The sequence below is a fragment of the Larkinella sp. genome (assembly GCF_965227735.1).
GTDB lineage: Bacteria > Bacteroidota > Bacteroidia > Cytophagales > Spirosomataceae > Larkinella.
The window spans coordinates 4,149,809-4,175,852 of the sequence record NZ_OZ245776.1 but is presented as its reverse complement, the minus strand read 5'-3'; the positions used below and the strand labels follow the sequence as shown (position 1 = coordinate 4,175,852).

The window sequence follows — 26,044 nt, the reverse complement described above, 5'->3', positions numbered from 1 at the left end:
TTTCCATCGCTCAGTAAGATGCCAACGTTCTATTTCAATACCCGAAGGTGCGATTGATACTGACGTCATCCGTAATGCTCATGAATGACTTATACTCATTTCAATACCCGAAGGTGCGATTGATACCGGTTTGCCTGGACTGGTTCCGGCTGATTGTCTATACATTTCAATACCCGAAGGTGCGATTGATACCCCCTTACCGAGGGAGCAATTAATATTTTCTCGTCATTTCAATACCCGAAGGTGCGATTGATACGGCCAGTCGCCACAGTCCCAGTCTTTGGGACTACATTTCAATACCCGAAGGTGCGATTGATACGGGTAGTGCGTCACCTGCCAGCCTTCCCACTGGCCTCATTTCAATACCCGAAGGTGCGATTGATACCCAGCTCGTCAGGTTCCACAAAACCGACAATGACTCGCATTTCAATACCCGAAGGTGCGATTGATACCCGTGAAGCCGCAACAATCTGCATCGGTTTTCGTATTTCAATACCCGAAGGTGCGATTGATACGTCTTCCGAATAGCCGTAATCCAGCGCGTACAGAGAATTTCAATACCCGAAGGTGCGATTGATACTCTTGGTGATTTCCGCTGACGTTGCCCCCTTGTTTTATTTCAATACCCGAAGGTGCGATTGATACGCGACCCGGCAAGTGGTAAATCAACATTCGAGTATGATTTCAATACCCGAAGGTGCGATTGATACTTGTGGCTCTTTCAGGCGCAGACGCCAGTGCACAGACACATTTCAATACCCGAAGGTGCGATTGATACTTGGTGACGCTTTTCGCGTAGATCGATAGTTGCCCGGATTTCAATACCCGAAGGTGCGATTGATACGTTCGTTAGAAACTGGCTACCCCGCGCGAAGATCGAATTTCAATACCCGAAGGTGCGATTGATACTAATTTCCGGTACATTCAAGCCCCGAATGGTGTAGTAATTTCAATACCCGAAGGTGCGATTGATACAATTACCGAAATGCAATTACCAATGTAAATCTGAAATTTCAATACCCGAAGGTGCGATTGATACTCACGTCCATCATTGGCGTAGAAGACGTTCGTTTCCATTTCAATACCCGAAGGTGCGATTGATACCCGAAGGGGTTGACTACATTAACTTCCCGCAAACAGATTTCAATACCCGAAGGTGCGATTGATACACAAGGAATTCATGGAGAAGGTGATGAAGGGAATTCTAAATTTCAATACCCGAAGGTGCGATTGATACCCGGGGGCTGGCCACCGAACTGAAAGCGGCCGGGTCATTTCAATACCCGAAGGTGCGATTGATACTTCCTGCCGCTTTTTCGTTAGCCGGTTTCGGAACCTTATTTCAATACCCGAAGGTGCGATTGATACCAGCGACTGGATGCCGATGACCCTGGTATCGGGGAATACATTTCAATACCCGAAGGTGCGATTGATACGGGTTTGCGCTGGCCACGCCCTACAACAGTTCCGCAAATTTCAATACCCGAAGGTGCGATTGATACAGGAAGCCTCCAGGCGCGGCCTTCAGGTCTATCACATATTTCAATACCCGAAGGTGCGATTGATACCCTGAACAACGATGCCCGACGCCAGAAAGCCCACGTTATTTCAATACCCGAAGGTGCGATTGATACGTTTCCGTGACTTTGACCGTTGAGGTCGGAGCGGCACATTTCAATACCCGAAGGTGCGATTGATACGAGGTAAAGACCCATTCACACGATTTAATCAGTTCCATTTCAATACCCGAAGGTGCGATTGATACTGCGACTCGCTCACCTCCCGCACCTTATCGGACAGCATATTTCAATACCCGAAGGTGCGATTGATACTACCGGAATCAGTGTTTCGATGCCCAATTCGCCTTTTAATTTCAATACCCGAAGGTGCGATTGATACCGCATTTGTTGTCAGCCCGCACAAACCGGATGTACTATTTCAATACCCGAAGGTGCGATTGATACATATGCCCGGTGCGGTATATAAGCGTCAGGATGGAAATTTCAATACCCGAAGGTGCGATTGATACGCATCGACGTTGAACGGCTGGATGCGATTGAAGGTAATTTCAATACCCGAAGGTGCGATTGATACTGGAAAAGCAGTTGAAGGAGGGCTTGACCGGCGACGATTTCAATACCCGAAGGTGCGATTGATACAAAGGTTGACATCGAAGGTATTCCCAGCATGGTCGAATTTCAATACCCGAAGGTGCGATTGATACAGCTGGTACGGGTGCGGGCTATCCGTGTCGATCTGCTATTTCAATACCCGAAGGTGCGATTGATACTCATGCCCTGGCGAAATACAACCACCAACGAAACCATTTCAATACCCGAAGGTGCGATTGATACCCAAAGTCCACCCTCGGCCCTGATCTGGGGGGAGGTAATTTCAATACCCGAAGGTGCGATTGATACTAGCTTGTCTGCTTATTTATTTCCTCTCAAAACTCTTATTTCAATACCCGAAGGTGCGATTGATACCCCGAGTCCCGACCCATGCTGAACTGAATCCGAAAATTTCAATACCCGAAGGTGCGATTGATACAGGCGTGGTTCTTCCTGGAAACACTCGTTGACAAATCATTTCAATACCCGAAGGTGCGATTGATACTACTTCGACGTGCTGGTGATCGCCAAAAAGCAACTCATTTCAATACCCGAAGGTGCGATTGATACGGCGTCTGTTCTCCTCCGGTCAACTCTCGATCATCAAATTTCAATACCCGAAGGTGCGATTGATACGAGTTGGGTCTAGCACTCATCAATCAGGCCAGCACCCAATTTCAATACCCGAAGGTGCGATTGATACTTCTGTATCGTTTGGCGGACGTGAAATGTATGATATTGAATTTCAATACCCGAAGGTGCGATTGATACAGTGATTTTCTCCAAAAACTTCCACCCGGCGGTTACATTTCAATACCCGAAGGTGCGATTGATACTGGGATCACCTAAAAAACTTATTCAAGTACATCTGGAAATTTCAATACCCGAAGGTGCGATTGATACGCGTTTAAGCTGCACGTCTTCGGTGGCTACCTTCACATTTCAATACCCGAAGGTGCGATTGATACGCTGACGTTCGAGTAAATCTTAGGGTCGCCAAACACTTCAAATTTCAATACCCGAAGGTGCGATTGATACGCATCGTGACACTCATTCTGTTTCGTTCTTTTGAACCAATTTCAATACCCGAAGGTGCGATTGATACGCGGAGGAACCTACAGCGAACGGGTCGACCGCCTGCTGATTTCAATACCCGAAGGTGCGATTGATACGGCGTCTGTTCTCCTCCGGTCAACTCTCGATCATCAAATTTCAATACCCGAAGGTGCGATTGATACGAGTTGGGTCTAGCACTCATCAATCAGGCCAGCACCCAATTTCAATACCCGAAGGTGCGATTGATACTTCTGTATCGTTTGGCGGACGTGAAATGTATGATATTGAATTTCAATACCCGAAGGTGCGATTGATACAGTGATTTTCTCCAAAAACTTCCACCCGGCGGTTACATTTCAATACCCGAAGGTGCGATTGATACTGGGATCACCTAAAAAACTTATTCAAGTACATCTGGAAATTTCAATACCCGAAGGTGCGATTGATACGCGTTTAAGCTGCACGTCTTCGGTGGCTACCTTCACATTTCAATACCCGAAGGTGCGATTGATACGCTGACGTTCGAGTAAATCTTAGGGTCGCCAAACACTTCAAATTTCAATACCCGAAGGTGCGATTGATACGCATCGTGACACTCATTCTGTTTCGTTCTTTTGAACCAATTTCAATACCCGAAGGTGCGATTGATACGCGGAGGAACCTACAGCGAACGGGTCGACCGCCTGCTGATTTCAATACCCGAAGGTGCGATTGATACATCGCGCGTATTGCAAACTTTGCTACGCTGCCATCTACATTTCAATACCCGAAGGTGCGATTGATACTTGCCCAATCGGTTATCTGTGCCGCAATGGCCATTAATGATTTCAATACCCGAAGGTGCGATTGATACGTGCCATATTTTTAGAAGTTACTGCTATGGCTTTGAATTTCAATACCCGAAGGTGCGATTGATACTGAGCGAGTAACCAAAAACATTACACCGTTCCCGGTTCATTTCAATACCCGAAGGTGCGATTGATACCACCTCTGGATATTGGATAGAAGCTGTTAATACGCATTTCAATACCCGAAGGTGCGATTGATACAGAAAGTTCTGAACGACCGTTGCTGCGCTATTCCCCAATTTCAATACCCGAAGGTGCGATTGATACGATGTTCGCCACATGGGAGGGCTTCACGGCTTACGTTATTTCAATACCCGAAGGTGCGATTGATACGATGATGACATTGGTAATGCGTCCCGCGCCCAGTGATTTCAATACCCGAAGGTGCGATTGATACAATTTGGTCGAAACCGGGAGGTAACGAACCACCGATATTTCAATACCCGAAGGTGCGATTGATACCCGAAGTCGCCCGGCGGATTGCGTATGAAGTTGGGTATATTTCAATACCCGAAGGTGCGATTGATACGCACGCTGTAAAGACGCCGGGTGTCCCGCAGGTAATTGATTTCAATACCCGAAGGTGCGATTGATACCTGTCCTGCGCAACGCAGGCCCTGATTGCTCCCCTGTATTTCAATACCCGAAGGTGCGATTGATACTGCCGGAAGGGAATTTCTGGGAAGAACTCTATGACAAATTTCAATACCCGAAGGTGCGATTGATACTCGCTGGCCGGGTTTCACGGCTACCGGCTTGCAACTAATTTCAATACCCGAAGGTGCGATTGATACCAAAGAGTTCGGGGTGGAAAACATCGTAGCGGCTCGCATTTCAATACCCGAAGGTGCGATTGATACCCCAGGGGTTAGAAGTCGTCGTCTTGGAGACTACGCCATTTCAATACCCGAAGGTGCGATTGATACGGAGTTGAAGCGACAGATTGAATCCCGTCAGGATGTTATTTCAATACCCGAAGGTGCGATTGATACATCGAAATCCCGACCGCGTGGTCTGCCGTGACACTATTTCAATACCCGAAGGTGCGATTGATACCCGCGATCCTTACCAGATCAGCGCGGGAACCTTCATTTCAATACCCGAAGGTGCGATTGATACGAACATCAAGCTAACCGGCGGAGCACTGGACGGAAAATTTCAATACCCGAAGGTGCGATTGATACCTGCATCAGGCCGATGCGTTCCTGTTTGTAGACGATCGAATTTCAATACCCGAAGGTGCGATTGATACTGACTCGAATTTTCTCCCCTCAAGCCCTGACCGCCAATTTCAATACCCGAAGGTGCGATTGATACACAGTCCGAAAATTTATTGTACTTCGAAACGGAAAATTTCAATACCCGAAGGTGCGATTGATACATTCGGCGGTTGTGTTCAGCTTCTGTAATAACCTCCTTATTTCAATACCCGAAGGTGCGATTGATACCCAGTGATCCTGAAATATTTTGGCTTGCATTGCCAATTATTTCAATACCCGAAGGTGCGATTGATACCGATGCCGCGGTACTTTTTCAGGATCGCTACGCCAATATTTCAATACCCGAAGGTGCGATTGATACGTGATATAACGCAGTTCCTGCGAATCGAACGGCTTTATTTCAATACCCGAAGGTGCGATTGATACGGGCCTTGTGGGCCAACACCAGCGCCCCCGCCAATATATTTCAATACCCGAAGGTGCGATTGATACTTTTTGCGCTTTTTCAGTGCTGCCAGCCGATTAAATGATTTCAATACCCGAAGGTGCGATTGATACTTCGGGTCAGGATGGGTAAGCGGAACGCAAAGGGTAAATTTCAATACCCGAAGGTGCGATTGATACAACCGGGGCTTTGAGTGAGTTTACAATCACATCCTTACATTTCAATACCCGAAGGTGCGATTGATACACCGTTCGTTACCGGCATACAGCAATTCGCCCACCTTATTTCAATACCCGAAGGTGCGATTGATACCCGGTGAAATTGCGAAGAAAAACGCAATTTCAAGCCGATGTAGCAGGATTTTAAAAGTAAAATTATACAAAAAAGTCGTCAGCCTCCGGTCGTGTAAATACTCCCGCAGGCTGACGACTAAAAAAAAACGGCACTCTGTTAAAATTAAAAGGAATTGCTTAATGAACGATGGCCATATGACGTCAATCTTGCTAATAATCCGATAGGCCGACGACTTTAGAGAAACCGGCTCCGCTCAGCTTTGTCCATGCCAACCACAATTCGTTCCCGATAGCGTTCATCGCGAAGCTGATAAAAAACAACTCCGTCATTTTCATCCATTAAGGCTTCAGCTTCTTGCTGTAATTGCTTCACCTGAGCAGCCGTTAAATCCCCTTCGAATACTGAATTCTGTACCCAGATCAGGTAGCGTCGAAACAGTTTTAACATTTTACCAACGCGTTTCTGTCCTACGTCATATACGGCAATAATGTAAGGCATGATGTCAAAGAACGTTTAATGGTTACCACCACATATGTAATCCCTGATAGGGTTCGCTGACAGGATCGCACAGATGCCGAACTAATTTGTAACATTCGAAACGAATTAGACGCTCGTAAGACACTTTTTTATTCAACGTCCGGTGCTGTACAGTCTGACTCAGTCGTTCATCCCAGTGAGCAACCACAATTTTTCGTCCTACCTCGGTTAGATAACACCCCCCCAGGTGTTTTTCAAAATGCTTTGGATTGATTTCTCCCGTTTTTAGCAATCTAAAAATCATTCGATCTACCAGCAAAGGTTTGAATACCTCGGCGAGATCAAGCGAAAGTGAAAATCGCCGGTCACCGGGTTCGTGCAGGAAAGCGATGGTCGGGTCAAGAGCGGTTCGGTAAATTTGCCGCAGTACAGTCGTATAACAAAGCGAATTTCCGAACGAAATCAGGGCGTTTAATTCGTTCGATGGCGGCCTTCGTTCCCGTTTGGTAAATGGAAACCGGATCGTTACGTCGGAGCCTAGAAAATACGACCAAAGCCGATAGTATCGATCCCGAATACGCCCTTCAACGGCCATCAACGTTAGAATGTCAGTTGTTAAAGGTAAAGCCTCCCGGTCGCGAACCAAATCGGTCAGTGTAGCCTGTACCGCCAATTTGGCATCGCCTGTTAACCGGGGCTGATAATATTTGATAACTCGCTCGATGTTAAATAGAGCCGCTTCCACAAACGCTCGTGCCAGGACCAGCCGTCGTTTGGGGCTGAGGTAGTGACGGGCCTGCTCGATGTGCAACCGCCCGGATAGTTGGGCTTCACGAGGATAAAGCGTAGCGGTATAATAACCATAGTAGTCGAAGAAAAATGTCGGCACTCCCTGCTGGCCCAAGAATGTAATCAGTTTAGTGTTAATATCGACCTCACCGAAGATATACAAACTATCGACCGTCTCGACCGGAAACGGATGTTTACGCCCATCAGGCTCAACTGACGGTAAACCCTCATCGGTTGGGTCATCATCGGGCATACGGTCGCCGGGGGCGCGTTCAAGCGAGAGCGTATTATGCTGCCGACGTAATCGGCCATTGGAAAACAAATAGTGTGGTCGTTTCATGCAAGGAAGTGATGTAGAGAGGCAATGTGATGCGTATCAGTACGGTCATCCGTAACACAATTCTTCAAAAGCGCATTTGGCGCAAAACGTTCGTTTCGATAGTCGGGCGGGTGGCATTTCGGTGGTGCCCAGTTCCCGAATGGCCGCAACAGTCATGGCCAACATATCAATGTGTTCAGGTTCAAGCGTAACCGACTCAGTCCGACGAAGCAATGGGTAGTCTAACTGCCCCAGAAAGGGCGATCCATCCGATCTGGTAACGCCATTTCGGGCCAATAGCCAAAGGTAAAACCGAACCTGCCACAGGTGGGCATCCTCGCAGGAACGGCTTTTCTTGGTTTCATGCAATACCCCGTTTTTGAGATTAGCGCGGTCGATCTTGCCAACTAATGCTGTCCCATCCGGTGCTTCGGCATCTACCGTGAGGTGTTTTTCCGAGCGGTCATAGCTGTGCTCATCCAATAACCGCCCCAACTCGACAGTGTCATTCTCCTGCTCCATCCAGATACCCCGCATCGACAGCCACGCCTTTCGCGGACAGAGCCGATAGTAACCTACAAGCATCCCGCCAATGCGGAGTTTGGTAAGTGTTGCCATTATCAATCGTGGATTATACCTTTTGCCCGGTCTGTCTTTTCGCCTTTCCCTAATAGAGCTAAGCCTATTTTAGGAGTGTAAATGCCATCGACAAGTATTAGAATTTTATGAATGTCTTTTTTGCCTTTGTCATCGCCTACCCGAAAACAAAGAGAATAGAGTTGTTTCCGCTCGTTTCCCATTCGTTCCAGATAATCCGGGCAACTAATACCAAACTCTAACTCATATCCCCGGAACGCGTCCCAATTTTTAAAAACATAGACATTTTCATCACCTTGGTCTGCATCAGAACCGGGCGGGACAATAAACACAGTTTTTTGAGGGGGAATATCCCGGCTTTTCCATTGGCCAAATACTGTAACCTGATCTTCATCAGCATACTGGTCTGGTACGATCATCCAGTTGAGCTTCATCAGGTCTTTTAGCCGATCGCAATTCTGCTCAATCTTCGAGGTAAAATCAGGTTGTTCTTTATACAGATTGTTGACCCGCTCTACAAACTCAGTGGACGATACCGGTGTAGGTGTTTCATTAAATTCTTCCGATAACTCCTGCACCGTTTGGGTGAAGGCATCCGCCGGTATCCATCCGCTACCCCCTTTGGGTAGTTCACCATAAGGAGCCGGGTATGACACACCATCGCGGTACGGCTCAACCACGTAAAGCAAGCCACCAGTTGGGTCAAGGCCGAAGCGGTCTAAACGGCCCGCCCGCTGGGCTAACCGATCCCACGGACACGCATCTGACAACATAATTGGTGCACTGATATTGATCGACATCTCGCCAATTTGGGTCAGAATAGCAATGCCAGAAGCGTTTTCATATTCGGTCCAGGCATCTTTCCCCAGCATCTTGATTAACTGCTCTTCAATCGCTTTTTTGTCCGGCTCGGTGTAGCGACTGTGATACAGCACCGGCTTAGGGCCGCCGTTTTTATGCTTGGCAGCAAACCACTGATAATAGGCATACGCCCGGTCGACGGTATTGGCGTACACGATACCAGTGCCGCGCTTAACCATGTCGTTTAAAATATCCTCCACGTCTTCCGGGCATTCAGCGGCTCCGCGCCAGACAATCGGACATTTTGCGACTCGTTCGCCTGCCTTCACATTGATGATCTCGTCCGGGATTTTGTAGCGTACCCGTAGCGAATCCGGCACGGTAGCACTCATAATCAGCACCGGTACTTTCAATAACCGCAACGTATTGAGTAGGACAATCAAATTTCCTTGAACAAAAGGGTCGTAAAAATCTGCTTCATCAAATACAACAGCACTGTTGGCCAGGAAAAAGAAACTTGTGTGTTGATCTTCTTTGGTTCCTGTCAGGCAAAGCAGCAAGTGGTCTATGGTACAAACGGTTACGGGGGTTGCCAGCCCACGCGCCAGTTTGTGCAACTCCTTTGCGTCGTCGCGATCCTTTTCTGAAACGTCTCCGTAACGAGTATACCAGGCACTTGAATGGTACAAGCCCGTTGAACTCACATTTTTATCGACGCTAATGGCTAGCGCATTGGAGGTAAATCGGGTCGGCATCGCAATGACTAACCGATCAGCGCGATTTTGGGTAACCTGATATTTTGCCCACAATAAAGCCGCGTCGGTTTTACCTGAACCCGTTTTGGCTCGGAGAATACAAACGGGCTGATCGGCTCCGGTCAGTACGGCTTCCTGCACATCTCGCTTAGCCCAGTGGTCGGGAAAATGGTAGTGGAACGGCTCCAGATCCGGCACTTTTCCTCCGCTTTCCCTCCGACTGGCGCGAGTATCGGCTAATTGCAACAGCGAACGGAGAGCGGCTACGCGATACCGTTCAAGTACCCGTATTTTCCAGTCGTCTTTGCTGCGTAAACTTTTTCCACCACTACCAATCAGATCTGACCTGTTGTTAAAATTCTCCCACAGAGACCAATACGGCCCCACTTCGTCACCTTGGGGTACTTTCCCGTCATTTCGCCAGCGATCAACATGCCGGTGATTCAACTTACCGTGGTGAGCGGCAATAGCAACCTGTTCGGCCAGCGTAAGTGCGTTATCGCCTTTGAGTTGTTTGAGTGCCTGCGCCAGTGAGTCAAACTCATGGCGCAGGTGAGCCTGCATCAAACGTGGGCTGCTATTCTTCTTCGCTTTCCGCATGGCCGCTTCATATTTTCTAAAGTCAGCCGCATTTCGCATTGGGTCTGATTCTTGAGCGAGCATCCCTTGCTGTTGCCGCCACGACCGATACAGGTTGTAGTCGAATTGGCAAGCATCGTTCCATATAGGATGCGCTTTGCCAGCATCGTGCCACCAGGCTACACGCCGGAGCCGATAGCGCAGGTCATCACCGGTCAGGGCTTTGTATTTCTCTTCCCAGAACGGATGCGCGTCGAGCAGGGCCAGTGCTTCGTCATAAACGTGCTGACGGTGATCCCTGAGCGTAATGCCGGAGGGCTTGGCTAATGGCTCCATCGTATGCTCAGACGATGGGGGTGTACAATTCGTTCGCGTCCATTGCAGCTAATGCCTGTTGATAAGCCTCATCTACGCTGAGCGTATCCGGGTTGGTATCGTCACCAACAAAATAGAGGGCTTCCCGATTGTCGAGTTCAGCCAGAATACGCGCTTTTTCGGTGGCGTTGGTGCCAGGTGCGAAGTAGCGAACGGCTTTCCGGCTCATCTTCGTGTCCAGCACGATAAGTACCTGTTGCGGCTCGGCGGTGGTCGCATTGCGGGCTTGATTAGCATAATCGGTTATGGAGCGGGTCGCATCCAGAAACAACCGGACACGGCGGCTGTGTTCACCATTTTGACCCGCCAAGTGGTTTTTATAGGTGGTAGCGACATGGGCTTCGTTCTTGTATTCATATTGCTTGGTCACGCCAACCGCGCCAACGTCAAGGTGAAAACTCATCTGCATGAGGTCATTCTGACTGAATTCGTTCGTGGCCAATGCCTGTTTGCGCCCCGAATCTTTACTCTCGTCCATCCGAAGCCGGACTAATAAGTCCCGGCCAATCTGGCTGGTGGTCTGTGCTACTCCGGGAGTAGCGGTTGCAGGAGCAGTCCGACGACCCGAATAGTCGTCTTTATTGGTGTCGAGATAGCCACCTAAATCACTACGAAGGTCTTTGGCTACATCGGTTGAAGGTCCGTCTCCGTTAGCCACGTAGGTCCCGTTTCGGGCAGGATGATCTTCATTCAGGCGGTCAATGGCACTGAATAGCGCGTGACGTTGCATCTGACCGGAGATGTAAACCCGGCCGTCGGGTCGGCGTTTGATGGACGATGCGTTCCCCAGCAGTTTTTCGCCCCGGTTGGCGGCATGGTCAGACATGGGGGCCAGAAGCGTAACGGTAATGGATTTGATTTTCATTGGTTGTTTGTATTAAGACGTTTGAAAAGTTGTTGATTTTAAGCAGGCAGCGGGTCATTAGCCGGGTTATCTATAGAGAGTTCGTTGGCGTTTGATTCGCTCTCGGTTGAGTCTTGTCCCGGTACGTTATCGTCCGGCGCATCTTTGAGCCTGATTGAGCGTAGGCGCATAAAGGCAGTAATGAGTTCTATTGCCAATGGTAATTTCTCCTTTGGCCAACCAGCTGCTGTTTCCATAAAGAATTCAGCATCACTATACAATTCGCGGCCAGTCAGGCGGCCCACAATAATACTCATTTGTGAAAGTAAAGCCGTTGTAGATGAGGCACTTAATATTGTACTCTCGAACTGGACCAGTATACGATTCTTATATTCGCTCAACGGACGTTCTTTAAGCACTTTACCTTTTTTACGGTCTGCTTCATCCTTATTTTTTTCTGTTTCTGCTGCCTTAAAAGCTGCATAGTTGAGTGCCTGTCCGTATGCGCGGGCCGACGCAATCAATTCTGGGGAAAGGTGGTGTTCTGTTTCCATGTATTTTGTAAAGATTGGGGCTAACTCAGAAGGGTATTCGTTTCGTGCTGCCATGAAGTCCCGGAACGTGGGCCGGTCGAGTTGTTGCAGAAAGCGGTCAAAAAAACGTTTGTAAAGTTTGTATTTAGGGTCATCGATCTTCTCGACCCCAAACGGAATAGCGCGGTGGGCAGCCCTGACAATAGCCGACAGATTATCATGAATAGCCATATCGACTAAGTGATGCCCGTAGGACTCCTGTCTGACTTCTTCATAGGAAAGAATGTACAGCGGCCGTTCGGCCAAGTAATCCAATATTCGTTCTGCAAACTCAGCTTTTGGCTCGTCGTGCGGAGAACCGTCTTTTTGCGTATGCTTAAAGCGACCGCCCTCTCGCGCCCAGGCTCCAATAGCAGCCACCAGTGAAATTGCGCCTAATGACCCATCGCGGGGTGCGTTCGGATAGTTTCCCCGAAATAGTGGTGGACGACGGTATTTGCGGTCCTTCGGATCGACTTTCACCAACAACATATCGTCGTTTTTACTCTCGTAATCCTGTTTTCGGACCCGGAGATTAGCGAACAACTGCACAAAATCAATCAGGGGCGTAATCTCGTTATCGACCAAATCCACTAAGGGTAAATCGGGAATAATAGTGGTGTTAGCCATACCCTTGCCCGCCGATACCTGAGCCGCTGGTTTGAATTCTGTTAGCGTTGCTACCACTGTAAAAGCGGCTTCGATCAGACTGGCCTTTGGCTCGGCCATTGACGAACGCCCATTATTGACTTTACTGGTTAGTGGAGCAAATGACCGCTTCAACTTTTGTGTTTTTAGCAGGTCTTCTTCGGTCGCTTTTTTTAGTAAATCCCGAATAACGCGTGCTTCAGCCACTGTAGCTGCCGACGAACCGTCAGTTGTGATTACATACGGAGATAAATAATAACCTCTGGCTGCTATCTGACCACTTTTTTTACCGGGATCTAGTATCTTCTCATCTAAATAAATAAAGTTCAATACTTCGGTTGTCTCCAGAGCAGGGTCGTTCTCCGTAAAAAGTGTGTAACGCAGTAACGCTCTGTCAATGGCTTTCCAAGCTAATTCTGCTATGCTTTGCCAGGTGGTCAATTGGTCAAGATAAGCATCCTGTTCAACCAATGCCGCCGCCACGCCGTAGCGCGGGTACGGATGTAGGAAATCTAAGTCGATCATAGTTCTTCGTAGCTAACGTCCACCCAACCGTCATTAGAGCCTACGTATAAGGGAGCCGACGGGTCATTAAAAGCATCTTTCAATAGTGCCGAAACCGTTGCTGTCGTCCGCAGCCGGAACACATAGGGGCTGCGGGGAATGACGTATTCTCGAACCGTTGGGCTGACGTAATAATGCGGGAATCGGCTTCGTACCGATTTATATTGAATTTTTGCCCCTTCCGTTACTTGTCGCAACGCTGCATCATCAAGTAGTTGATGTTCGGCTCGGTCGCCAAATTCAATTTCCCCCCGTCGTTCACGGGTCATTAGATCGGATAGCGAAGCGTCGTAGCGACGGCTCCCACCAAAAAAGGACCGGCCCGTATCGCGCAACTGCTGCGACCATAAATCATCAAACGTATCAACGGCAGGAAAGACGTGTGGTCCTTCAAATACCACATGATATTGTAATAGACTTACGAAGCCAATTTCGGGCGACCCGACTGGTTTGCCGTTAACCCAGGGTGAGTCAACCCATGTCTTACTTTTTTTAGCCGCTTTTTTAGCTAATTTTTTCAAATCGTCTATTACCTGCTTACGGGGCGTAGCTGACAGGTGCCAGCCTAACGCGTTCTCTAATAAACCATATAGCATAAAGTTTGTCGGGGCGGGCTGGCCCCGGTAGTACGCTCCCGGTTGAGCTGCAACCATTGAGAGCGGGGCCAATGCGTCAATTTGTAACGTAGCCACAACAGTCAGCTCAGGTGGTTCGATAAAAAAACTCAGATCAATTTGTTCCATATTTGAGAATAGCTTCGTGTTATACCAATGCCCCAAAACCACTACCCGTTAACTCGCCTACACCCACCAACCAGGCAAAACAAATAGCTTCTGGTGTACCCTCAACAATGACCGGACAAACGCTACCCCGGTGTTTAATACCTTTTACGTCCATTAGTCGGGTACGGGCTTTACTATATTCACGGTCAAATCGAATGGTTATGGCTTGATGCGTTTCATCATAGCCTGCTGTGAGCAATTTCTTTCTCATCAGTTGGGTCATCAGGTTATCAGCTTCTAAATCTGACCAAAGTAAGTATTGTCTACTACCGTCGGGCCGCTTTGTTCGGACAAGGATTTCTCCATCTGTGGCTAACCGAACGCATTCTCCAAATGTAGGTGTCGGTATTTCGAGAGCCTGTTCAACACGCATCCCAAACGCCATATTGGCATCTTTAAGGATTCCTTTAACTAATGCCCAGGCTTGGTCACTGTCCTGAAAACTAATTGACCATGAACTGCCTTGAGGAAAATATAGATTATTGCCTATTTTCTCTCCTCCAGCCAATCGCCCGAAACTGTACATACTCATTCCATCGTGCAGAGAATTTGATTTTCCCAGCCATTTATGAAATGAGCCAACCAAATTATATAAATAAGTGAACGGCACTGGCTGGGTATTGGGTGTGAGTTGAAGTTGAAGGCGCATGGATGTATATTGGCTAAGTGTGACAAAGGTGAATAGCAGTTCCGCCAAAAGTTGGCGGAAAGAAGAATAAATACCAGAAGGTGCGATTAATTTTTCAGCGTTTTCTACTACGGATAACAAACAGCTAATTTCAATACCCGAAGGTGCGATTGGAAGACACACAACTCTTAGGGGCATAATTGAATTTCCCCTAATTTTGTTGTAAGTGGTTGTTTAGACGGGGGAGTCGAATCCCAAAATGACACGTACCAACATACATATAGCACCAATGCTTCCGTCCCCAGCTACCTTTAAAGCCCCTGTTGGAGCCGGGGCTTTACTGATTGCTTGGCACAAATGTATAAGATCAAACGTCTTTTACAAATAGCTACGGAAGTTTTTCTAATATTAATATTTAATTGCCATTCTAGTGACCCTCTTAGCTATGTCCTCCCGCAACGCCTGCGGCTCCAGCACTTCCACCAGTTCGCCAAATGCCAGAATCTCCCGCTCTAATTCATGATTCAGAATAACATTTAATTCGACATCAACGAAATCTGGCATTTCCTGCAAAATCTGCTGGCTGCCGTGTAAAGGTAGTGATCGCACATAGTTGGCTTCGCTGGCCTGAAAGCGCAATACGACTCGCTCCGGTTCAAGATCGGGTGGACAAGTAACGCCGATGACTTGTCGGCGGTCGGTGCGAAGCGTATCGTTGGCGATCTGCCGTAGGGGTTTATCCGTCAGCTTCAGATCAGAAATCCGGTCTAAGCCAAAGGTTCGGGGTTTTTGTTCAATGGCATCGAACCCATCCAAATACCAACGATTTCGGTATTCAAACAGCAACCCTGGCTCAATCAGTCGGGGCGAGTCGGGAGTTGGCTCAGGGGAAAACTTTCGATACACAAACTGAACACAACGACCACTTTGCAAGGCTTGCCACAATACCGGCAGGTGTTTGGCTCCCGTAAACTGTGAATTATGCTCAAGCTGTAAAAACCGCCCGATTCCTCGAATGCCACTTCCCGCTGCGGTTAAAAATTCCAGTCGTTCGCGTCGTTCAAGCAGTTGAACAAACTGTTCAAAGTCGGCTACGTCTTCATCAGTGGGCAGATCGAGGTAATAGCCACCCCTGCGTCGATCATTGCGGATACGGATTTGATAGGCTTCATTAATTTCCTGAATATCCCGCTCGACGGTTCTTTCCGAAACAGCATCAAAGTCTTCGCTAAGACGCTCTACCAGCGTCTTTTTAGAAGGATATATGAAAGGTTTTTCAACCAGTCGAATTAGATTTAGACGTCGGCGAAGAGTCGTTAGTTGAGTCATGAATTAAAGCGGACAGGATTGGATTAGAAAATCCCTGATAAAATGCCTTGTGCGGCTACCCAATAATTTTTTCACTAATTGCCTGGACATCTGTCAACAGATCAGGAATATTTATCAAAAACACAAACTACCGCTTCCGTCTAATTGTCTGCTTTTGCCGTTCACGCACTGCTTTCATTTCAGCAACAAGTTTTTCATGTTGATACTGACTTTTCCCCTGCGCCATAGCCCTGCTATAATCGTTGGGAGCATTCTTGCTTTGGGCTTCCAAAACCTTGTCTAGCAATTCTGGTTCGTGCTTCGCCATCTGATAGCCATGATTGTAGCCTTTCAAAAATTCTTTAGATGGCTCCTCTTCTTCAATCATGGCTAGAAAGTGCTTTTAGAATGGCGGCTCAGGTACTCATTGATTGAATCGGTATCATACAGGATAATCTTTTTTTCGGGCTGGGAAAACCGGATGCTGCCTTCATCGCGGAGTTTCTGCAAGGTTGTCTTACTTTGGATTCGCAGTTTCTGCATGGCCTCACTGCCCGAAATCCATTTGTCTTCCTTGACAGAGTGCTGTTGCTGAATACGTTCAACAACCTTATCAATCAAAGCATAAAAAGCATCATCTTGAAGGCAGATAACTTCCATTGCATTTTTTTACGGCAAAATAAAAAAATACATTGAAAAACCAACTATGAAAATGATAACCTATCCATATACGCAGACTATGGTTTGGGCTCCATATTGAGCACTTTATCCAAAGCATCGTCGGTCTGCTGGGTCGTAAAATTAGACTGATACCCCATCGTAGTCAAAATACTGCTGTGCCGATACAACTTTTGCAAGATTTGCACTGGTATTTTGTCGCTGGCAACCTGGGCAAAGGAATGACGGGCTAAATGCATTGTCAATTTCTTATCGGTACCAATTAGAGGAGCCACCTGCGTTTTGAGGTATTTATCAATGGCGCTAGTCTTGAAGGCAATCTTGCGTTGGGTGAGAAACTTATCTTTCAAGTCAACCCCCTTTAATTCAGGGAATACAAAGTCGTCTTTATTCTGCTGAAACGCTTTATAATGCTCAATGATTTTCATCGCCTTATCGGGCAATTTTAAAGAACCCCCTTTATTGTTCTTGCCCATCTCGTAGTGAAGCCGATCATTTGAAAATCGCTCCACTTCAGGCGCAAGAGATCACTGATCCGCATGCCAGCGAAATAATAAGAGAATAGCCAAAGATTACGGACGTGATTGAGAGTGCCTTCCAACTCAACTGTTTCCAGGCGGGTTATCTCCTCCTGGGTCAGACCAATCTTGCTGGATTCAGGAAACTTGATCTTCATTTTTCCCTTGCCAAATGGATAGTGCTTGGGATCAATCACTTCTTCCTTGATGGCATGGCTAAAAACCGACCGGATCATGACAATGTGATTGACAGCTGATCGCTCCGAATGATTGTGTTTCGTTATGAGGTAGGCCTTAAATCGCTCCAGCATCGCAACCGTAATATCGGCAAAAGCAATATCGTGTTTCAAAAATTCTTTAAAGTGCTTGATGCGGGGTTTATCAGCCGTGTACTGATTATACTTCCCAGCCTCTTTCAACCGTTGCTGAAATACTTCAGCTTGCGCAAAGAATGTTGAACCAGCGGACGGTTTGATCTTTTGCTTAACAGATTGTGATGATACAAAGGATTTTTGCGTCTCAAGCTCAAGCGAATGATCGTTGGCTTCAGAGAGCTTTTTAAGGAGATAGTTATTCAGACGGGCAGAATTGGGATGCGACTTTTTGACCCGCTGTTTGGCGTCGTCCCAGTCTTCTGGTTTGACACTATACTCTAAATAAATAAAGGAGGATTTTCGATTCTTGGTAACCCTCAAAGCAAGCGGAAAAGAACCGTCTTTCTTCTCTTCTTTGCGCAATACGATCTTTACAGTGGCCATTTTTACTACAACAATCCTACAACATTTGGTGGTTTTCCCTGTTACCTTGTGTTTTTATGTGATTGCTAAGTTATTAAAAATCAGCGATATAAAATCATATTGAACCATATAAAACCACATTTTTTAGAACTGAAAATCCTTGTGTCGGCGGTTCGATTCCGTCCATCACCACCTCAAAATCAGGCAGTTACGACAAAATGTTGTAACTGCCTTTTTGTTTTCATAAAATATTGTAACGTACTCATTGCAGTTTTTTCGCTTTGAAGTTAGAGGACGGCAATTTGAAAAAAAGTTATAAAAGAAAATGACCTTACAAGACCTTTTCTTTCGGACACTATTTCTGCCAGTTACATAGATTCCGTCACAGTGATGATAATCTGTGGGTTAAACATTTTCAGGGCAAGTTTATAGTATTTTTTTGCCATAAAAAGGCTTATGGAAGTTATTTGCCTTGTAGACGCGGCTTTTTACGCTTTAGTTGAGGTTGTCGCCAGGCTCAAGGAAAAAACGACGGAGAGAAAGATAAGTGGGTAAAGTTCATCTTTCAGTAAAAAATGGCACTGGCCTGACTGGTCAAAGCAACAGAAAAGCGCCTTATTTTTCGGCCAGTACCGGTACAATTACCTCGTTCCCTTTTACAATAAACGTATAAACGCCGGCTTTTTTGTCCCATTGTTTTACAACCGGCACGATGCGAGTCCTGCGCGGGCTTACTTTGTCGGATGAGTTGTGAATGTGGTATACATAATACAATTGCTTGTCTAGCCCTTCAAACAGGTCACCATGACCGGATCCGTTCTCGCCAACGATAGAGCGATGCACGATGGGGTTATGCTTATATTTTACCCACGGCCCGTAGGGCGAATCGGCTACGGCATAACCAATCGCATAATCGATGTTCTGGAAATGATTGGCAGAATAAAACAGGTAATATTTATTTTTTAATTTGATAACGGTAGGGCCCTCCATAATGGGTGCTGATTTATAATTGGGCGTTGCCTCCCAGGGCTCCGTTTGGTCCAAACATCGTTTCAGGGTTTGGGAATTTATCTTGCCGGTTTTCATATCGAACTCGGCTACATACAGGTAATTGCCTTTATCAAAACGGACACAGTAGAAGTAATACTTCCCGTCGGTATCCTTGAAAATGTAGGAATCGATATTTTTCTCAGACCCATCAATCGGCCCAACTTCTTTTTGTCTGTAGGGACCCAATAACGATGTTGACTCCGCCACTGCGGTTTGCTCATCGGCCGTGTAGGTAAGGTAATACGTGCCCTTCTCTTTGAGGATTTGTGGTGCCCAGAAGCCCCTGGTGCCGAAGGTGTGGTCGCCTTTGGTCAGGATCATACCCAGCGAATCGTTTGACTTGGCAGGTACGGTCCATGTTTTGAGATCCTTTGACTCTAAAAAGGCAAACCCCTGCGGTCCACCACTCCCACCTTTAGACCCGGTAAGATAATATTTTCCTCCCTCAACATAAATGGTTACATCGGCAAAAAAAATCTCTCGCTTTGCCTGCGCCGATGCGTGCAATGCGGAGAAAAAAAGGATTGAATAAATCAGAATTGATTTCATTTTTTCAGGTTATTATTAATTGATTATTTTATCGGTTAAACGAAGTTGTACCTTTTCTAAAAGCAATTGCCATCACTTATCTAACCGTTAGTTAATGCCTCTATTGCGGGAGCAAAAGTTCCGTTTTCAGGAATGCGCTTCTTCTTTTCAAGGCTTTTCCCCATTAGACAAAGTCGGGATTCTCCTTTAAGTACTCATCCCATTTTTTGCCGGGTTTACATCATTTTCCCATTCGGCTTCAACTCCTTTCGTATGCTTGCCGCAGGAAACGATTGCATCGTGGAATAACGTCTGAAAAGATGAAAACCGGGCATTGAATTCAATACTTATACAGCACGAAGACCCCAATTTATTAACCTTTTATCAACTGGATCATGATCGGAAGCTACCTCAAAACATCGGGACGCGGCCTAATGCGCAACAAGCTCTTCTCGTTCATCAATGTGGTTGGCCTGGCCATCAGTATGTCCGTCGGCTTGTTGCTGATCGCGTTCGTCCTCGACCTGCATTCGTACGACCGGTTTCATCAGAACGGAGAAAGAATCTATCGCATCACCAGCGTACTGACAGAAAACCGTGAACAAAGCCGTTCGCGGCCCGACCGTTCGCGGTCCGGCCAATCGCGGCCCGGAGACAAGTTTGCAACCACATCTATAAAGACCGGAAAGCTGATCCGGCAGAAAGTGACCGGCATCGACGAAGTAGCGATTGTGCGCAACGACTTTTCGCAGGATGCGAAGATTGGCTCCGATGTCGTTCCCATCAAGGGCTTCTGGTCAGAACCCTCACTATTCAAGGTGTTTACATTTCCGATGCTGGAAGGTAATCCCGAAACGGCGCTGAAAGATCCTTACTCGATCGTTCTGACGGAGACGGCAGCGAAAAAGCTATTTGGCAAACAATCGGCACTTGGCAAAGCCATCCGGTTCGATACACTCGATTACCAGGTGACCGGTGTCATGAAGGACGTTCCCTTCTTTTCGCACATCAACTTCGAAGCCTTGGTATCGCTGTCGACAGCCGAGCAGCTCAACAGGAACAACGACAGCTTTTATAAATGGACAAACATGTCGTCGAACTTTGTGTACCTCCGGCTGGCTCCAACGGCCAACCCGGCTTCCATCCAGTCGCAGCTCGACGCCCTTGCAAAGGAGGAAAACCGCGCCGAAAAAAAGACGACGATTCAACTCGAGTTGCTTCCTTTATACCAGATTGTGGTCGGAGAGTCGCTCAGCCGCTCCGAAGGAGGACCTGGCTCTCTGGGCCCCCACATGCCTCCGGTTGTGCTTTGGATACTCGGCGGGCTGGCTCTCGTAGTGATCCTGTCGGCGTGTTTCAACTACACCAACCTGTCGATGGCACGAGCCATGCGACGCTTTAAGGAAGTAGGTATTCGCAAAGCGATCGGTGCCGGAAAGAGCCAGGTATGGCAACAGTTTCTGGTAGAAGCGATCCTGATCTCTCTGTCAGCCCTTCTTTTTTCTTTCTTTATTTTTCTCGTCTTGCGGCCGCTGCTGATCAACCTGGCTCCGGAGATGCAGGCCACGGTGAAGCTTGAGCTTACTCCTTCGATGATCGTAGCTTTTATTGTCTTTTCGGTTGCCGTTGGGGTAATTGCCGGTTTCATGCCTGCCCTGTTTTTTTCGAAAGTCAGCGCCATCCATGCGCTCAGGAACGTGGCCTCGGTGAAACTATTGAAACACGCAACACTCCGGGCCGCGCTCGGTCGACGCGCTTTGGTGGTGATTCAATACACCCTCACCCTGATCTTTATCACAACAACCGCCGTCGGCTATGTGCAGTATAAAAACATACTGGCGTTCGACTTGGGATTCAACACGGAAAACATCCTGAACATTACGATGCAGGGGAATAAATCCGATGGGTTTTTGAAAGAACTGAGCGAGATGCCGGAAGTAACCGCAGTGTCCCGGTCTTTAATCATTACCAGCGTTGGGAATGCCTGGGGCGGTTTTATGAAATACAACGATTCGCGTGACTCTGCTCTGATCATGACCAACCACGTCGACGAAAACTACTTGTCGCTGCATGAATACAAGCTCATCGCCGGAGGAAATTTTAAGGCCCGACCCACGACAGCCGAAGCCGTCACGGAAGTGATCGTGAACCAGCAACTGCTAAAACGATTCAACATCGCTAACAACGACCCCAGGAAAGCAATCGGGAAGGAGGTCACATTTACCAGTTTCAAATTGCATGGACGCAGGATGACCATTGTTGGCGTGATGAAAGACTTTCACTACGGCAAGGTCGACAACCTCGTTGGACCGGTAGCCTTCATGCCCTGGACACCTGAAGACCGGGCAGTCATTAATGTTAAAATACGAAGCAATGACCTGCTGGCGACCAGAGCCGGAATTGAGGCCGCCTGGAAGAAGTTCGATCGGGTTCATCCTTTTGAGGCTGAATTCTATGACGAAGCCATAGAAGATGCCTACAGCGAATTTTCCATCCTGATCAAAATCATCGGTTTCCTTTCATTTCTGGCCATATCGATCGCATCGATGGGATTGTTCGGAATGGTGGCCTATACAACCGAAACCAGGCTGAAGGAGATCAGCATCCGCAAAGTGATGGGCGCCACTGCCGGCAACCTAATCTACTTATTGAGCCGTGGTTTTCTGATTTTGCTGTCCATATCGGCTCTTGTTGCGCTGCCCGTAACGTACTTTTTCTTTGAAAACGTTCTCCTTACCAATTTCCCGTATCACACCCCCGTGCATATCGTCGAGCTATTTGTTGGCTTAATGGCGGTTTTGCTGATTGCCTTCATCATGATCGGATCGCAAACGATGAAGGCGGCAAGACGTAATCCGGCGGAAGTCCTGAAGAACGAATAAAAGAAAACCCACGATTTTCCCCTACAAAAAAATACCCTAAAGCATCCCTTTCGGAACACTTTAGGGTACAGAAAAAGTCGCCCGATTTTTTAAAAGCGAAAACCGAGGTTAAAAGCAAACGTCCGGCGCTTGGCATCAGCATCATCGAACACATTCTGAAAACCGTGGTTATACACCGCATCCAGCGTCAAAGGACCCAGATTGATACCGGCTCCCAGCAAACCGTTCAGAATCGTACGATTCAGATCGTCTTTCTCCAATTGAAAATTGTTGTCACCAATGGCCACCAGCGAAGAAAGTTCAGCCCCAGCCTGAACCCGCAAGCCCAGTGCGCTGCCAATTCGCAGACCGACGTAGGCCGGAATTGCCAGAAAATGTTGGTCAATTTTGCCACGAACTTCACCGGAAACCGATCCCGGCGTAGTGCCCTGACCCGTGCGGATCAAATCGGTGGTTGAATTCCGGTATTCAAGGCCGATTTGCCCAAAAACCGTTCCGCCCGTACGACCGTACAAGCCAGCCTGCCAACCGACCCGGTAGGCATCAGAGGGAATGGGTTCGTTCATAAAACGGGAGAAGTTCACCCCCGCATAGATCCCGAATTTACCATCTTTTCCCGCTGGTCTGTCCGCTTTATTCCGGTTGTCGCGGCTCATCTGGTCATCCGTCGATGAAGTGGTCGTCGTGGTCGTGGTCACGGTATTGGCACTGTTCGCAGCGGGGGCAGGCGTCGTTGAGTAGGTCGTCCCGGTTGTCTGTGTTGCATTATTATCCGTCGACATGGTGCTTGGCGTCGTTGAATAAGTCGTACCGGTTGCCCGGGTCGTGTCGGTTGCCGGTGCGCTATAGGTCGATGTGCTCGTGGTAGACGTCGTGTTGGTAGTGTTCTGACCAATCGCCAGTTGCGCCCCTAAAAGGCAGCTTGCCATTAATGTGAATTGTGCTTTCATAACGGTTTGGATAACGTTGATTAATATTAGGTGCAATATTCATTGCGCCTAATTAAACCGTGTTCGCATCAACAATGTTTTTCTACCTACAATTTAACCCGCAAATCCGGCTAACCCAAACACCTCAACTTCCACATAGTCAACTACTTATAAATATTAACATTGTTTTGGTAAAAAAAATTACAGGGTAAATTTTGTCCAAGACACGCGCTTTGCCGGGCCAAACGTTCTTTTTATTGAAAAGAACACCCGGTATTGAGCCCCGAAGACAAACCCGTATCGGAAAATCCGGCGCAGTTCTGATTCCCGAAAAGGTTTAATACTTTTGTTCCATAAACCCATACTTCATGAAACGACGTACCGCCTTAAAAAGCCTGATGATGGCAACGGGGAGTCTGGTGACGCTACCCGCCTGGGCTACCGGCTGGACGCCCGAAACCGTTGGTCAGACCATTTTTGCATCCCGCGCCGAAGAAACGATGCTGGCCGAACTGGTCGAGACGTTCATTCCCGAAACCACCACGCCCGGCGCCAAATCTCTGAAAGTCCATCAGTTCGTCATGCGCATGATCAATGATTGTTATGATCAACCGGCGCAGGAACTCTTGAAAACCGGACTGGCCAAAACCGACCAGTTGGCCCAGCAGACCTACAGCAAAGCGTTTACGGCCTGCGACACCACCCAACGCACCGACCTCCTGCGGCAACTCAGCGCAGCAGCCGAACCGGAAACCCAGCAATTCACCAATCTGATCAAAGGCCTGACCATCCGGGGGTATACCAACTCGGAATATTACCTCGTCAACGTCCGGAAATACGTCATGGCGCCCGGTTTTTACCACGGCTGCGTGGATCTTATCAACAACTGACCCCTCTCCTTTCTATGTCATACATCAATATCGATTCGGTAAAAGACCGCACCTATGATGCCATTGTCATCGGCTCCGGCATCAGTGGCGGCTGGGCGGCTAAAGAACTGTGCGACAAAGGCCTGCGCACGCTGGTACTGGAACGCGGCCGCGACGTCAAACACGTGACTGACTACCCCACCACCATGATGAATCCGTGGGAGTTTGAACACGCGGGACAAATTCCGAAGGCGCTGAAAGACGCCAACCCGATTGCCAGCCGCTGTTACGCCTTTAATGAAGACGCAGCCCATTTTTTCGTCAAAGATGCCGAACATCCGTACGTCCAGGAAAAACCGTTCGACTGGATTCGGGGCTATCAGGTCGGCGGGAAGTCGCTGATGTGGGCGCGCGGCACCCAACGCTGGTCACAATATGATTTTGAAGGCCCCGCCCGCGACGGTTTTGCGGTGGAATGGCCCATCAGCTATGCCGACATTGCGCCCTGGTACAGCCACGTGGAGCGATTTATCGGGGTGGCCGGCAACAAAGACGGTCTGGCGCAATTGCCGGACGGCGAATTTCTGCCGCCCCACGAGCAGTCGTGTGTGGAAAAACACTTCACCGACCAGATGGCGACGCATTACAAAGGCGCGCGACCCATCATCATCGGTCGCTGTGCGCACCTGACCCAACCCAAAGAAATTCACCTGAAACAGGGACGCGGACAGTGTCAAAACCGGAATCTTTGCCAGCGGGGCTGTCCGTTTGGCGGGTATTTCAGCAGCAACTCGTCGACGCTGCCCTGGGCCGCCAAAACCGGCAAAATGACGCTACGTCCCGATTCAGTCGTGCATTCGATTCTGGTCGACGGCAAAAAGAATAAAGCCACGGGCGTGCGCGTGATCGATGCCAACACGAAGCAGGAGACGGAATATTTTGCCAAAATCATCTTCGTCAACGCGGCCTGTCTGAACTCCAACCTGATTCTGCTGAATTCCAAATCCAGCCGGTTTCCGAACGGCCTGGGAAATGACAACGGTTTGTTGGGAAAATACATGGCTTTCCACAATTTCCGAACAACCATTTCTGCCGAATACGAAGGTTTGCTCGACAAAACCACCGACGGTATCCGACCCAACGGCAGCTACATTCCCCGTTTCCGCAACGTCTTCAAGCAGGAAACCGACTTTCTGCGGGGCTATGCCGCCGGTTTCAGCGGAAGCCGCGTCACCAGCAATGACACCGCCGGTATTGGTGAAGAATTGAAAGCGGGTCTGTTCAACCGGAAATACGGCAACTGGCGCGTCGGTTCGCACATGATGGGCGAGACTATTCCCAAAGAAGAGAGTTTTGTGGCCCTGGATTCGGAGTTGAAAGACGCCTGGGGCATTCCGCAACTGCGGGTGTCGGTGGGCTACGACGACAACGATGAAAAGATGATCCGGGATTTCCACGAGCAAATGTCCGAAATGCTGACGCTGGCCGGTTTCACCAACATCCAGACCCACGACAAACCCGACAAAGCGCCCGGACTCGACATTCACGAAATGGGCGGTGTGCGGATGGGCAAAGACCCGAAAACCTCGCTCCTGAACAAGTGGAACCAGTTTCACACCTGCAAAAACGTTTTCGTCACCGACGGCGCCTGCATGACTTCCACCTCCACCCAAAACCCGTCGCTGACCTTCATGGCCATCACGGCGCGGGCGGCCAATCACGCGGTGAGTGAGTTGAAGAAGGGGAATTTGTAGGAAAAAGATGGTAAGCTAATCGATAGCTTATCATCTTTTTTTTGCGCATTAAATGCTTGCTCAAACACATTAATGGTACCATAAAAG

General features: G+C 48.1%; 18 protein-coding genes and 1 CRISPR repeat array (1 of these 19 only partly in view). Of the genes, 3 read left to right on the top strand and 15 right to left on the bottom strand.

Annotation, left to right across the window (positions count from 1 at the left end; genetic code table 11):
• A CRISPR array of direct repeats spans positions 1 to 5,992; the repeat unit is 29 nt; unit sequence ATTTCAATACCCGAAGGTGCGATTGATAC (it extends 4,302 nt beyond the left edge of the window).
• Positions 5,993 to 6,208: 216 nt separating this feature from the next.
• The 14 genes from cas2 to ACO064_RS16305 form a co-directional block, all read right to left on the bottom strand.
• A complete protein-coding gene (gene cas2, locus ACO064_RS16370) occupies positions 6,209 to 6,472 on the bottom strand; it encodes a CRISPR-associated endonuclease Cas2 (protein WP_421828334.1) in 264 nt (87 codons plus the stop codon).
• Positions 6,473 to 6,494: 22 nt separating this feature from the next.
• The gene (gene cas1b / locus ACO064_RS16365) at positions 6,495 to 7,580 is read right to left on the bottom strand and encodes a type I-B CRISPR-associated endonuclease Cas1b (protein ID WP_421828333.1); all 1,086 of its coding nucleotides are present in this window, start codon (positions 7,578 to 7,580) and stop codon (positions 6,495 to 6,497) included.
• A 45-nt stretch (positions 7,581 to 7,625) separates the two neighbouring features.
• A complete protein-coding gene (gene cas4 / locus ACO064_RS16360) occupies positions 7,626 to 8,177 on the bottom strand; it encodes a CRISPR-associated protein Cas4 (protein WP_421828332.1) in 552 nt (183 codons plus the stop codon).
• Between the two features lie 2 nt (positions 8,178 to 8,179).
• A complete protein-coding gene (gene cas3, locus ACO064_RS16355; RefSeq protein ID WP_421828331.1) occupies positions 8,180 to 10,627 on the bottom strand; it encodes a CRISPR-associated helicase Cas3' in 2,448 nt (815 codons plus the stop codon).
• A gap of 7 nt (positions 10,628 to 10,634) precedes the next feature.
• The gene (gene cas7p, locus ACO064_RS16350; protein WP_421828330.1) at positions 10,635 to 11,531 is read right to left on the bottom strand and encodes a type I-PGING CRISPR-associated protein Cas7/Csp1; all 897 of its coding nucleotides are present in this window, start codon (positions 11,529 to 11,531) and stop codon (positions 10,635 to 10,637) included.
• A 38-nt stretch (positions 11,532 to 11,569) separates the two neighbouring features.
• The gene (locus ACO064_RS16345; RefSeq protein WP_421828329.1) at positions 11,570 to 13,255 is read right to left on the bottom strand and encodes a hypothetical protein; all 1,686 of its coding nucleotides are present in this window, start codon (positions 13,253 to 13,255) and stop codon (positions 11,570 to 11,572) included.
• Positions 13,252 to 14,037, bottom strand: a complete 786-nt coding sequence (locus ACO064_RS16340; RefSeq protein WP_421828328.1) for a hypothetical protein — start codon at positions 14,035 to 14,037, stop codon at positions 13,252 to 13,254. Before ACO064_RS16340 ends, ACO064_RS16345 begins: the two co-directional genes overlap by 4 nt.
• Positions 14,038 to 14,056: 19 nt before the next feature.
• Positions 14,057 to 14,902: a CRISPR-associated endoribonuclease Cas6 gene (locus tag ACO064_RS16335; RefSeq protein WP_421828327.1), complete on the bottom strand. Its 846-nt coding sequence runs from the start codon at positions 14,900 to 14,902 to the stop codon at positions 14,057 to 14,059.
• A 210-nt stretch (positions 14,903 to 15,112) separates the two neighbouring features.
• Positions 15,113 to 16,033, bottom strand: a complete 921-nt coding sequence (locus tag ACO064_RS16330; protein ID WP_421828326.1) for a helix-turn-helix transcriptional regulator — start codon at positions 16,031 to 16,033, stop codon at positions 15,113 to 15,115.
• A gap of 127 nt (positions 16,034 to 16,160) precedes the next feature.
• Complete coding sequence (locus ACO064_RS16325) at positions 16,161 to 16,400, bottom strand: hypothetical protein (RefSeq protein WP_421828325.1); 240 nt, start codon at positions 16,398 to 16,400, stop codon at positions 16,161 to 16,163.
• Positions 16,401 to 16,402: 2 nt separating this feature from the next.
• The gene (locus ACO064_RS16320; RefSeq protein WP_421828324.1) at positions 16,403 to 16,633 is read right to left on the bottom strand and encodes a helix-turn-helix domain-containing protein; all 231 of its coding nucleotides are present in this window, start codon (positions 16,631 to 16,633) and stop codon (positions 16,403 to 16,405) included.
• Positions 16,634 to 16,749: 116 nt separating this feature from the next.
• Positions 16,750 to 17,166, bottom strand: a complete 417-nt coding sequence (locus tag ACO064_RS16315) for a tyrosine-type recombinase/integrase (protein ID WP_421828323.1) — start codon at positions 17,164 to 17,166, stop codon at positions 16,750 to 16,752.
• Positions 17,136 to 17,966 (bottom strand): phage integrase SAM-like domain-containing protein, encoded by an 831-nt coding sequence (locus tag ACO064_RS16310; RefSeq protein WP_421828322.1) that lies wholly within the window; start codon positions 17,964 to 17,966, stop codon positions 17,136 to 17,138. The genes ACO064_RS16315 and ACO064_RS16310 overlap by 31 nt, the downstream gene beginning before the upstream one ends.
• A gap of 594 nt (positions 17,967 to 18,560) precedes the next feature.
• Entirely contained in the window at positions 18,561 to 19,544 is a 984-nt protein-coding gene (locus ACO064_RS16305) for a glycoside hydrolase family 43 protein (protein WP_421828321.1), read from the bottom strand.
• Positions 19,545 to 19,918: 374 nt separating this feature from the next.
• Here ACO064_RS16305 and ACO064_RS16300 point away from each other — a divergent pair, with 374 nt between their 5' ends.
• Positions 19,919 to 22,405, top strand: a complete 2,487-nt coding sequence (locus ACO064_RS16300) for an ABC transporter permease (RefSeq protein ID WP_421828320.1) — start codon at positions 19,919 to 19,921, stop codon at positions 22,403 to 22,405.
• Between the two features lie 89 nt (positions 22,406 to 22,494).
• On the opposite strand, the gene ACO064_RS16295 is transcribed toward ACO064_RS16300, so the two are convergent.
• Positions 22,495 to 23,355 (bottom strand): outer membrane beta-barrel protein, encoded by an 861-nt coding sequence (locus ACO064_RS16295; RefSeq protein ID WP_421828319.1) that lies wholly within the window; start codon positions 23,353 to 23,355, stop codon positions 22,495 to 22,497.
• Positions 23,356 to 23,702: 347 nt separating this feature from the next.
• Here ACO064_RS16295 and ACO064_RS16290 point away from each other — a divergent pair, with 347 nt between their 5' ends.
• Together ACO064_RS16290 and ACO064_RS16285 are read left to right on the top strand one after the other, a co-directional pair.
• Positions 23,703 to 24,224 (top strand): gluconate 2-dehydrogenase subunit 3 family protein, encoded by a 522-nt coding sequence (locus ACO064_RS16290; protein ID WP_421828318.1) that lies wholly within the window; start codon positions 23,703 to 23,705, stop codon positions 24,222 to 24,224.
• A 14-nt stretch (positions 24,225 to 24,238) separates the two neighbouring features.
• The gene (locus ACO064_RS16285; protein WP_421828317.1) at positions 24,239 to 25,957 is read left to right on the top strand and encodes a GMC oxidoreductase; all 1,719 of its coding nucleotides are present in this window, start codon (positions 24,239 to 24,241) and stop codon (positions 25,955 to 25,957) included.
• The last annotated feature ends 87 nt before the right edge of the window (positions 25,958 to 26,044 follow it).